The sequence below is a fragment of the Clostridium sp. CTA-5 genome (assembly GCF_054768135.1).
On record NZ_BAAAAT010000030.1, the window covers coordinates 1 to 1,124 of the forward strand.

Annotated in this window: 1 rRNA gene; it reads right to left on the bottom strand. The window is 25.2% G+C overall.

The window, feature by feature from the left end:
• Positions 1–1,023: 1,023 nt before the first annotated feature.
• Positions 1,024–1,124: ribosomal RNA gene (locus ACYUET_RS18985) — 16S ribosomal RNA — on the bottom strand; the annotation flags it as partial.

Sequence of the window (1,124 nt, forward strand, 5' to 3'; positions counted from 1 at the left end):
AGCTTATCGCGTCCTTCATCGGCTCCTGATGCCAAGGCATTCACCATGCGCCCTTTGTAGCTTGACCTATTTATCTAATTATTAACAATTAATGAATAGTTCTTATAAATACAAAGAATATATTCTTGGCTTGTTGTATTATATACAATATACTTGTTTATTAAATCTTATTACTTCGTTATCTACATGATTTTTTCATTCGCGTATGAAATACGTTCATTACAAAAATCATTTGATTCCTCGTACTAAGTTTTACTAAACTTCGTATTCTTATATGCAATTTTCAAAGAACTTTTTTCTTTTATTTGTTGTGTCACCTCTCAGCGACAAGTATTATTATATAAACTTATATTATTTATGTCAACACTTTTTTTTATTTTTTTTAACTTTTTTGCAAATGCTGATTAATTCTTGGTTTAAAGGACATTATAACTATTTATATAATATAAAACTTATAAAGATTATAACTTATTATTTAAATTATTTTAAGAAATAGATATGTATATTAATTTCAGTTCCTAAAATATGATTTATTCTTACATTATATATGAAATTCTATATAAAAGTTATGCTTTAAAAAAACAACTTAACTTGAGTAATAAATTTTATTATATTATTCACATTTTTTTATAATATCTTTGTTGATAATGTGGATATCTTTTTCCCTAACCGTGGATATCTTTTTATATTTAAATAATTCTTATCTAGGATCTATAATAAACAAATCAACTTATTATACTGTCTTAAAACATTTAAATACTCAATAACACATTATTTATTGCTATCCTAATAAGATAAATATTAAAGTTAATTTAAAAGTATATAAGCTTAAATTATTTGTTTTTATAATAAATATAATATACTTAAGAAACAAAAAAACGTGTAGAGTATTCTACACGTTTTTAAAATCTCTCAAAATTGAACAGAATAATTAACATTTAAGTTAACTTTAATTACTTYTAAGTAAGACTTTCAAAAATATTATTACTAGTTAAACGTCGTGTTAACTAGATTTCTCCATAGAAAGGAGGTGATCCAGCCGCAGGTTCTCCTACGGCTACCTTGTTACGACTTCACCCCAATCGCTGACCCTACCTTAGGTCGCTGCCTCCCTTACGGGTTAG